The sequence below is a fragment of the Acinetobacter rudis genome, assembly GCF_000829675.1.
Lineage (GTDB): Bacteria > Pseudomonadota > Gammaproteobacteria > Pseudomonadales > Moraxellaceae > Acinetobacter > Acinetobacter rudis.
In genome coordinates, this window is sequence record NZ_BBRX01000095.1 from 1 (window position 1) to 11,428 (window position 11,428).

Annotated in this window: 7 protein-coding genes; 3 read left to right on the plus strand and 4 right to left on the minus strand. The window is 33.3% G+C overall.

Features of this window, described 5'->3' with window-relative positions; translation table 11 throughout:
• The first annotated feature begins 707 nt into the window (after positions 1–707).
• The gene (locus Aru01_RS16945; RefSeq protein WP_016656531.1) at positions 708–1,616 is read left to right on the plus strand and encodes an alpha/beta fold hydrolase; all 909 of its coding nucleotides are present in this window, start codon (positions 708–710) and stop codon (positions 1,614–1,616) included.
• Positions 1,617–2,044: 428 nt separating this feature from the next.
• On the opposite strand, the gene Aru01_RS16950 is transcribed toward Aru01_RS16945, so the two are convergent.
• From Aru01_RS16950 to Aru01_RS16970, 4 genes are all read right to left on the minus strand, one after another.
• Entirely contained in the window at positions 2,045–2,644 is a 600-nt protein-coding gene (locus Aru01_RS16950) for a tetratricopeptide repeat protein (protein WP_051145785.1), read from the minus strand.
• A 1,491-nt stretch (positions 2,645–4,135) separates the two neighbouring features.
• The gene (locus tag Aru01_RS16955; protein WP_016656534.1) at positions 4,136–4,336 is read right to left on the minus strand and encodes a DUF2158 domain-containing protein; all 201 of its coding nucleotides are present in this window, start codon (positions 4,334–4,336) and stop codon (positions 4,136–4,138) included.
• 1,554 nt (positions 4,337–5,890) lie between these two features.
• Positions 5,891–7,357 (minus strand): bifunctional ADP-dependent NAD(P)H-hydrate dehydratase/NAD(P)H-hydrate epimerase, encoded by a 1,467-nt coding sequence (locus Aru01_RS16965; RefSeq protein WP_016656535.1) that lies wholly within the window; start codon positions 7,355–7,357, stop codon positions 5,891–5,893.
• A 96-nt stretch (positions 7,358–7,453) separates the two neighbouring features.
• Positions 7,454–8,233 carry an aminoglycoside O-phosphotransferase APH(3')-VIIIb gene (locus Aru01_RS16970; RefSeq protein ID WP_016656536.1) on the minus strand — a complete coding sequence of 260 codons (780 nt, stop codon included), beginning with the start codon at positions 8,231–8,233 and terminating at the stop codon, positions 7,454–7,456.
• A 636-nt stretch (positions 8,234–8,869) separates the two neighbouring features.
• On the opposite strand from Aru01_RS16970, the gene Aru01_RS16975 reads away from it, so the two are divergent.
• Both Aru01_RS16975 and iaaH read left to right on the plus strand, forming a co-directional pair.
• Complete coding sequence (locus tag Aru01_RS16975; protein ID WP_016656537.1) at positions 8,870–9,580, plus strand: response regulator transcription factor; 711 nt, start codon at positions 8,870–8,872, stop codon at positions 9,578–9,580.
• An 86-nt stretch (positions 9,581–9,666) separates the two neighbouring features.
• Positions 9,667–11,121 carry an indoleacetamide hydrolase gene (gene iaaH / locus Aru01_RS16980; RefSeq protein ID WP_016656538.1) on the plus strand — a complete coding sequence of 485 codons (1,455 nt, stop codon included), beginning with the start codon at positions 9,667–9,669 and terminating at the stop codon, positions 11,119–11,121.
• The last annotated feature ends 307 nt before the right edge of the window (positions 11,122–11,428 follow it).

The window sequence follows — 11,428 nt, forward strand, 5'->3', positions numbered from 1 at the left end:
TTGTGGCTAACACCCGTCGCTCATATCCTCACCCTGAACGGTGAGGTTTTACGCTCCATTGGATAAAAAAGTCATTAAGGCTAAACCGTTAGCGCTTTATTTGAAGATTTAACTTGCTCATTTAATGCGTATTTTCAATTTAGAAACTTGCCAAACTGCTCTGTTTCTTTAAAGTAAAAAGTGGTGCATAGAGCTTTTTAGATGAAACTATAACGATCATCAAATCTTGTGATCTTGGTTAGATCATATTCTCAGCATCGAATCGCTATCCCTCTCGAATTTAGAGTAAATGTCCAATTACACTACAAGTATGATCGGACTTTTTTAGTGAATTAAACATTTACCTTAAATTTTCATAAAATTACTGTAATGCTAACGTAATTTTTTCATCAACCATGAACGTCTTTTGGTGGGTTATTTTTATTTAAAAATAATCGTCAATATTGAGGATCATCAAAGCCTTCTAGGGAATACTGTGTCTTAGTGCTACGCTTAAATAACTGTACTGAAATTAAATCGACTCGCCCACCGAATGGCTGTAGCCGTTTGCCTGTTTAAAGTTTAGTATTAGCAATGACAAAATAAGCTCCAGTCCCATCTGCTCTAAGTCCTGATTAAATTTGATCTGGTGCTGTACCCATATAATTTGATACTCATCTTTTCTAAACTAAAGAAAAGATCCTTTCGTTATCAAGGAGTAAGCCTTAATGCCTTATTATACAATGCCTGATCAAACTCAACTCTTTGTGCGTGAAATTGGACAAGGTGATCCTGTATTGGTGCTTTCCGGGTTAGGAATGCAAAGTTGGCAATGGCTTCCCTTTCTTTTACCCAGTATAAAAGGTCATCGTTTTATTATCCCAGACTGGCGTGGTTTTGGTGGATCTAAACACTGCACTATTCCAAACCAACTCGATGCAATTTCTAGTCACTGGCGCGACATAGAGTGTTTGGTTGAACAACTAAAATTAGAGCATTTTAAACTTATTGCCTATTCAATGGGTGCTAGTACAGCAATGCATGGCATGCAGTATGGCAATTTATCAAGTAAATTAAAAAGCTACTTACATATTGATCAAACACCAAAAATTTCAACAGACAGTAGTTGGTCTTATGGTTTATTTGGTACTAACTACTCTAAATTTATTGAGTTATTACAGGCACTCTCTACATTTTTAGCTGAACACCAAGATCATCTAACACTACAACAACTCGCACCGCAGCCTCGTCAGCAATTATTGACCATGTGGCTTGATTTTATAGAGCTTCAAAACAGTAACAAACTAAGCCCTATGCTTTTTAAAATAGCCTTAAAACAACCTCAATTTCAAAAGCATTTATTGCCCATCCAACGATTAGATTATATGGCTTGGTACATCAACAACTATCTACACCATCAACAAGATTATCGTACAGCTATCAGTACATTAGACTGTCCAACCACATTTTTTATTGGCGAACAATCCACCTTATACCCAGCACAAGGCCAACTTAAAATCGCGGAAAAAGTTAAAAATGCGAATACAATATTATTTAAACGTTCAGGTCATACTCCACTTTTAACTGAACCACTCAAGTTTAGCCGTGCTTTACATCACTTCTTATATGCAAATTAATCAAAATCAAAAGAATTTTATCTAATGTTAAAACTCAGTGCTGAAGATTTTATTCGGCACAATCACCTCAACATACTTCTCTCACCGTACATTGAACTTATTTATACAACTCGGTTTAAATCAGGTTATATTGCTGAAAATTTTCAATATGATCTCACACAACAGAGGACATTTTTTATCCGAAGAGTGGCGTGATTGAGCTGCTCTTGAAGCCTATGTAAACTCAAAACATGTTTAATTCAATCAATTTTTCCCTTGCTGCCTGAGTTCCACAATCAACTTTGAGGCTACTAATCTGTCATTAAAATACGATCCAAGGAACTTGCAATAAAAAATACAGATCATTCATAACCCCCAAATTAAATCTAATATATGCTCAGGATTGCTTAATCATAGATCTGAGTAAATTACATACTTAGTCCCTTTGATCAAACAGATTCTCCTAAACTCTTGAGTAAAAGTTTCGCTTGATCATGACCATTGCTCGCAGCTTTTTTTAACCACATTAAGGCTTGTGTCTTATCTTTAGGTAAGCCATTACTGCCATTAAGATAATGCTTTGCTAAAGTCATCTGTGCATTACTATGATCATTATTTGCAGCCTTTAAGTACCACATATTCGCGACTTTCGTGTCTTTATTTACCCCTTGGCCATTTTCATACATCAATCCACAATAAAACTGTGAATCAGCATCATTCTGTTCTGCTGCTTTGCTCATCAATTCAAAAACTTTTGCATAGTCTTGTTGAATACCTTGGCCATTGGCATACATCAAAGCTAGATTATAGAGTGCAGATTTATGACCCTGATTGGCTGCTTGGTCATACCACTTAAAAGCCTCAGTATTACTCTGTACTACACCTTGACCCTGATCATAAATCACACCAAGATTATATTGTGCGGATGCATTACCTTGTAAAGCCTTTATGTTTATTTCATAAAATCCCAGTTTATGTGCTAGTGCAGTATTTTGAGTCATACTCAACACTAGAGCAAAAATCACCTGACCGCAAAACTGTTTCAACATGCTCATATCACATAAGATTCTCTTTATATTGTTGACTACTTTAGACTAAAACTCATTGATAATAAATGCTATATATTCGACTTTATCTCGACTATTTTTCTAAAAACAGTGAAGCCTGAAGCTGAGCGTATTTTAGTTTTTAAATAACGATCCTATGTAGTTCTTGTATTTTTTAAGATTAGCTCGCTATTCTTATACAGCATATCCAAAACCAACTTGGTCATTGCTTTATCGTGTATACATGATTTGCTCAGTCACTCAAATACGCTGAAATACATCAGTAGGGCAGTTAAAGTTTTATATCTTACATAGCTAAATTTTGCTGTTAATCCGCATTATTTTATGAAGAAAGTACTGCTTCATTGCAAAGCTTGCATATACTTTTCACAACGTTATTTACTTCAAAATACATAGCTTCTGGTATATGTATGTCTCTATACTGCTTTGAACTACAATCTTTTCGCAACTTAAATAGTTAAGCAACATATAAGCCTTCATATTCATTTTTCGCAGATTATATCTTCATAGAAACCTGCTGTTAAATTATATATTTAAAACAGCTTAATATACAAAACAACACTATTGCCAACAACATATATCTAGCTAATGGCTTAACTTTATTTACAATAAATATTTTCTCATTCCACACTAAGTATCTACAGAAAAATATATTTACATAAATTCAATTTAAAAATACAACAATAAACAAAAAGTAAATTAAGTTAAACTTAATTAAAATATTCAAAATTGATTTATATATCGCAAATAGGTTTATATCAATAGTTAGATTTTATAAGACTAATCCTTAATTTTTAAATTTTTCTACTTAATACATTAGGATAAAAAGAAAACATAAGGATCAATTTAAATTTAAAATGAATAATTTAAATAAAGAATAGATCTATCAAAATCTAATTTTTAATTAATTATTTAAAATTACAGCTAGTTATATGACTAAAATATTTCTATAAAAAATCCCAATAACACTAAGTTACTGGGATCTAGATTTTCTATTCAAATCGATACAAATATCAATTCAATCCACGATCAATGCTATAGGAATTAACTCCTAATGATTTCATCGACTAACTTCAACTTCGGTTGATCAATAGTAAACTTTTGACCAGTAGGTATAAGTTCTCTTCCATTAAAACTAGATCGGTGCAACCTACCCTGCGTACAAAACCATTTACATTTTACCTTTGTATCAGACATAGAATATACAATCATCTCAGGGCTACCTAATACAAAAACCACAACACTACCAACTTCTAATGTCATATTGCTCTCAATATAAAAAGTGTTTAAGGAATATGCGCTAGTCCATTATATTCAATACAATCATATGGTTAAAATTAGAAATACTTTTTTTTAATTAGAGGTTTTGTATACAAAAAGTACATTAATGTAAATAGCTCTTAGCTTGATCTATCTAATCAAGATCACAAAGCACTATTCAACTCCTCTAAAACCATATATTCATTGAAACACTTAATTAAACTGAGTACTCAGTCGATCGCTGTCAAATTTTTGCCCTGTCAAAATTAGTTCACCTATATTAAAACTTGAATGATGTAAACGTCCTTCATGACAGAACCATTTACATTTTACTTTCTTACTAGAAGTTTTATATACAATCATTTCTGGGCTACCTAATACAAATATAACGACACTTCCAACTTGTAATGCCATTTTGTCCTCGATCTTAAAAATAATCAAATAACATTTAAACTAATATTTTAGACAATATGAGTATATTTTATAAAATGATAATTTTTCACTTTTAATTGATGTTTTTTCTATAAAAAAATTATTACAATCAACTATACTAGTGTAACTATTAAATCTTTTAAAAGTAAAAATTTATACTCTCAATAATTTAGATCTTATGCACACTTGAAACGATCATAAATATTATATAGCATCGTCAGTGTTATATTTGACTTATACTCAATTAGATATCCACCACATTATATTCATGTATTTTAATATCAACACAAATTCCATATCAATAATTCATATAAAATCAATTTAATGATAAATTAAAATAATTTACTCTTCATTTTGCTCTCTTAGTAATGTCAAATATGTCAAAAACAACTCAACTCCATCTCTGCTAACAGTTTATTTCTCAAAGCTTGAAGATAAAAATTTAGGTTTTTACGATCAATGATCGTTAATCGATATTAAATGAATACATAAAAAAAACTCACCAGTTACGGTGAGTCTTCGCTGAATTATTTCTTTCATATTATGATCATTATGTAAATTATTTTTGATTATTAATGCTCAAGTAACGAGTTTCCCACACCGCCCAATTACGTGACATATATTATGCAAACATTATAACAATGTGATGCACATCACACAATATCATGAATAGAAATTCACATTCAGAATCTTGAAAAATAATAATAAGTCATAAAAAGTTAAATATTAATTACTGATTTTACTAATTTTTATATTTTATTTTTTAAAAAATATAAAAAACCAACAGCTCAAAAAACACCCAAAATAGATGATTAATATCAGCTTTTTATTATTTTCAGTCCCCCAAATTAATAAAATTATTAGGCCATCTTGTTCAATACTCTCTAGAATGTAGGTGAACCTCTCCTATCTTATGGCAAAAGAGGACTGCTTCCGAGTGAGGATGGACATAAATTTTGTGAATAGCTAGCCTTGTTGCTTTTGCATATATTGTTTAATTCTTTCAAGTGGTGCACTTTCACAAGATCCAGCAAAATAAGAATGTGATCATAGAACATGACATGGAAAAACTTGCACTTAGATCGATAAAATGACTTCTGATTTTCTGATTGTTACGAATTTTAAGTTATTCACCAATTTTCTAAATTGTACTGATGCCGAATCTGCTTAAGTATCAGCAAAGACGAAGACAGAATTTACGTGTTAATGTGAATTCTTAATACACCTGTTAATCATGCTTTCAATGTGGTTTTGTAACGAAAGAAAAGAAGCTGAGTCAAACGAAATTGAGCATGTCCAATATAATCATGCTGCGAATGCAGATTTAAACGTATCACATATTATATTGGCTATGTATCACACTGTTTTGTCTATCGAGGCTAGATACTGGAGATTATCCGAAGAAGTAGAATACACGTGACAGATGAGAGGGAGTCACCTAACAGCGTATGCTTTTAGAATCCCTCCATATGAATAAATTGAAAGTAAGGGAATATGTCAATCTTTAGATCATATACTCGACTCATTCAATAAACTTCATTGCAAGTTCACTTGCTTATAAATTGCTTGAATCATATGCTGTGCTTGAATACCTCGCATTCCGCTTTGCGCCAATGAATCTCCAGAAAGCGCATGCAATGTAACGATCTGATGCAGCTCAATATGCTCATGCAATTGTGCTTTTAAACTAGCAATCATCCCAGCTAATATATCCCCCATTCCACCTGTCGCCATCCCAGGATTTCCTGCAGTACAAATCCATAATTGCTCTTGCAAAATTAAACTACCTGAACCCTTTAATACCCATTGTCCTGCATATCGATTTTGGAGTTGCTGAATTGTAAGAACACGGTTTGACTCAATTTCATCAACTGTTTTTCCAAGTAACTTTACAGCTTCGCCCGGATGTGGTGTCGCATAGCTATTTAAGTTCAAATGCGCTGGATATTTAGCTAAAAACCATAAAGCATCTGCATCATAAACCACTTCTAAATTAGACTGATTTAATTCAGTAAACCAGGTTAAATAATGTTGCTCAGCCCAAACATCACGCCCCAATCCCATACCAAAACTTACAGCATCGACCTGTTCAAGTAATTCTCGAATATCACTTTGCTTCATCTCGTCAATATTACGCAACATCAAATTGGGGGCGCGGCTTAAAATAGCAGTATGATGTTTACCATGACATACCACCGTCACTTTTGCTGCTCCTGCACTTGAAGCAGCTTCAGCAGACATCATCACTGCACCTCCCATTTGTGCATGACCACCCACAACTAATACATGCCCATAATCTCCCTTATGACCAAAGGCTTGTCGTTTCACAAGATTTATTTTCAGAGAACTCAGTTGTGCCATTTCTTTTAACTTTGAATCACGAGGGATCAAATCAAGTAATTTCAACTGCCCTGTATATTCTTTTGCTTGTCCTGTAAACAAACCAGCCTTAAAACCAAGAAGCGTAAAACAATAGTCTGCTTTAACTGCACAAGGTAAAGCTCTTCCTGTATCAGCATGTAGGCCACTAGGTATATCTATGGAAATTTTTAAAGCAGATTGATCATTAATACTATAAATAATACCTTGCCAATATCCATCCAAAGCACGATCTAAACCAATCCCAAATAAGGCATCAATATAACAATCATAATTCTGCTCAAAGTCAAAACCTGCGATTATATTAACGCCTTCAGCCTCAGCATATTGGTAAGCTGTTTTTAAATTCTCTGATGAACCTAATTCAGCAGCATAGACATCAATATCAAAGCCAGCTTGTTTTAAATATGCAGCCACCAAATAGCCATCACCTGCATTATTACCCTGCCCACAGCAAACGGCTACTCTACCGATTTTCTGCTGTTGTTCTAAAAAAATTAATGAAATCTGAGTATATAAAGACCAAGCTGCCTGCTGCATCAGACCATATGCACTATTATTTTGCGCAAACCAGCGCTTTTCCCAATCTTGAATATCTTTACGATAATAAACAGATGATTGCATAGCTTTTCCCATATTTCAAAAGACAGCGTGATTGGTATATTTTAAAAAACTTACTTGGTTCTCATTTGATAAGTGATCAATAAAATACGCTTTGATTCAATTTAACTCATCAAGTTTTAGAAAATATTGACGTTTGGATAGGTCATCAAAACTTAATTGTTTGAGAAACTTCTGAGCACTCTCTTCAGAACCATCTTCACGAAGACAACGTTCAACAAAGGCAATATCTACAAACTCATCTGCCAAGCCAGCGCGTCCTAAGTCCAAAAAATAAATCTTATTTGACTGATCAACGAAAATATTACTGTCAGTAATATCTCCATGTGTAAACACTAAATTTTCTTTCACACGATGATTGTTTAACTCTGTCCACAGTTCTAGATAACTCTGATGCTCACCCCATAGCTCTATATCAATATTTTCATCATCAACCTGATTTAACAACCCAATCTCCATAAAGTATTGGGATTCTTGTAAACGGCTATTGATATCTGAATTAAATGGACAATTTTGTACAGGTACTGATCGTAACTGGCTTAATACATCTTGATAAAGCATGATTAATTCGGATTGAGCTAAGGACAAATCTGATATAGGTTGAGCATCAATAGACTTGCTTAACATATACTCAAAATTTTGATCTATTTCACTGAATACTAACTCAGGTACGTTAATCTTATCAGCTAACCAAAGCATCATCTGTGCTTCACGCGCAACACTATAAGTTGTTGTTGCATATTGCACACTAGACACTTTTAAGAAGAACGTTTCCCGATTTCGTTCAAAGCAATATACATCAGAAGGTGATTGACCAACTTTGTTAACGATTAATCGATTATTTCCAATAAAATTTCTAATTTTCTGAGGTAGTTTCATTTACTCTATCTTAATATCAATTAAACAGCACACGAATATCAATCCCATTTACTTCTAACAATAACTTAGACAAAAATCCACTACAATATAAATATATTAAAATTGCTCAATATAAAATTAGTCATTCTCTAAAAAAGCCAATATCATATGTCTTTGAGCGAGTTAAAATCGCGGCTATTTAATCCTTTTATCATTTTCAACAGTCTCAATTACTCTATTCAATCCTCAGTCACATCAAACCATTAACTGAAAAATGCTACATCTACTTAAACCGCATCAATCACGTCTTAAGCAAATCATAACAATTTTATCTTTCTATTATGATGTTAGTCATGGTGAAGTAATCTGGCTCACTAAATAATATTAAATGTCTACACTTAACTTTACTCATCATCCTATTTAATTAATCAACGTATTATAGGTGAGTAACTAAAAGTATTAAAAACACATAAAGACTAAAAATCTAATTAAATGATATTCCTATGATTGCTTAAAAATTCCTCATAGATTGACAAATGAATTGTTCGATATATTTTAGCTATAGGTTTGTTCATCTAAACAGTATTTAACAGAATAAATACTCAGGTGACGATTTGTACAATAAAGCCTATTTATCACTGGACACGGAATGTCACTATGCTTTTACAGCAAGATTTAACTCCTAGTGAGTTTAAACTTTTCACTGAAATATTATGGCGACTTGGATCAGAACAAGGGAAAGATGATTTACGTAAAAATATTCTTGTCGATGTTGCCACCTTACTGCGAGCAGATTTTGCCGCATCTTATGTATGGGATGCAAAACATAGTGTGTCCAAGCATGCGATTATGTGGAGAATAGATCAAAAAGCTATACAAGATTATGAAAGTATTTGGCAACATGCAGATCCGATTACCTCCCTCCTTCGTAACCAGCAAAAAGCAACATTTGTAAATGAGATCATCAACTTTTCTGCCTTAAAAAAAACAGCTTACTTCAATGAGTTTTTAAAGCCCTATGGCTTATACCATGGTTTAAATATCTATTTTTTTCGCAATAATATTGATTTAGGAGATTTTAGAATTTGGCGTGCATCTGATTCAATTATGTTTAATGATCGTGAGAAAAGAATATTAAACATTCTTGAACCTTATATTTGTAATGCCTTACCCATTGATCTTTCTACACGTTATTTATTAACACCACGAGAACAAGAAATTGTCATTTTAGTATCTAAGGGCTTAAGTGATAAAGATGTTTCAAATTTACTTAAAATTAGTTTTACAACAGTCAGAACACATCTTCAAAATGCGATGAGGAAAATAGGTTGTAATAATCGAACTGAAATGGCTCTGATGATTCACTAAAAATTCAATCCTTAATTTTGAGGATAACCCAAACGTTGATATTGGTACTAAATTCAATCCATGACAAGCTAAATGGATTTTAAGTTATGGTATCAACCTATCAAAAAAGCACAAATTTCAATCAAGATTTAAATTTACTAAATTTATCTGTGAAAGAAATATCTAATCTTATTCAAGAGAGAAAGATTTCATGTGAAAGTTTGTTGCAACTATATTTTTCTAATATTGAAAAAATGCAATCATTAAATGCATTTATAACAGTAGATCAAGATTCTGCTTTGCAACAAGCAAAATTTTGGGATAAACACATTTTAGAAGGAAGAAAATGCCCTGCATTAATTGGAGTGCTTATTGCTGTTAAAGACAATATTCACGTAGCTGGATTTACGAACAGTGCTGGAACTCGTGCATTGGCCCAGTATCGACCTGACCTTACCGCTCCGATTATCCAAAAACTCATTGACCAAGGTGCAATTGTCGTTGGAAAAGCACATATGCATGAATTAGCATTTGGTGTTACAGGCTATAATTTAGCAATACAGCATACTGATGTAATTGGCACTAGAAATGCAAGAAATCCACTACATATCTCTGGTGGTTCATCCTCTGGAAGTGCTGTTGCAGTTGCTGCGGGTATGGTACCTATCTCGATTGGAACGGACACAGGAGCATCTGTCAGATTACCCTGTGCATTAAATGGATGTGTAGGCTTTCGCCCAACAGTTGGTCGATATGTTCAAGAAGGGATTACGCCCATTTCCCATACCAGAGATACTGCAGGTCCAATGGCACACACCGTTTCAGATATCGCTTTAATTGATCATATTATTACACAACAAGCTATTCAAGCCCCGATCCCAGCTCACAAAATCAGACTAGGTGTTAGTCAATATTTCTGGGAAAACCTAGATAACGAAGTGAACCATCAAGCATGCCTCGCAATTGAACGTTTAAAATCAGCAGGCGTTAAAATTATTCCTGTAGAAATGCCCAGCCTAGCAGAACTTAATCATGCAATTTCTTTTCCTATTGTTATTTATGAGGGCAAGTATGATCTTATTGAATATTTAAATAAATATACGCAAATCGGTCTAGAGTCTTTAGTTGATCAAATCGCGAGTCCCGATGTCCGTGCTTTATTTATCAATAATATTCTTCCCGAATTAATTACAAACGCTGAGGGCTGTCTTACTTCTGTTATACCACTCTATCAAAAAGCAATACACGTGCTAAGACCACAATTGCTCAACCTTTATGAAGAAACATTCAAAGCGCATAATTTAAATGCGCTAGTATTCCCAACCTCACCTATAGTCGCCCCTCTAGCCAATGGTGAAGCAAGTTCAATTGAAAACTTTCAGAAGCTCATTCAAAATACTGATCCTGGGAGCAATATCGGACTCCCTGGATTAAGTATACCTATTGGAAATTCAAAGGAAGGAAATCTTGCCATAGGACTTGAAATTGATGGTTTACCACATACCGATGGCGAGATCCTGGCAATAGGTTCTACTCTAGAAGTATTACTCGCTGAATTATAAAAATAAAGCCTAGCAATATTTTTTAAGAACCAGCCTCTGTGTAACCTTAATACATCAGTTATATATCCGCCACTTGCTGATAATCATCTCAATAGCACTAGACTTTCCAGCATTGTAAGTATTAACAAACGGGTACTATATTGAGTAGATGTATTAAGGTGTTTTTCTTTTTCTAAAGATTAGATCTAACCATTTTAGGTCATAAAAGCCAGCAATACTTTTTTAGCTATCAAGTGGTTCACTATATTTTTAATCATGCACTTAGCTAAAATCTATTTTTAGCAATAACTTTAGGTTATTGACATCC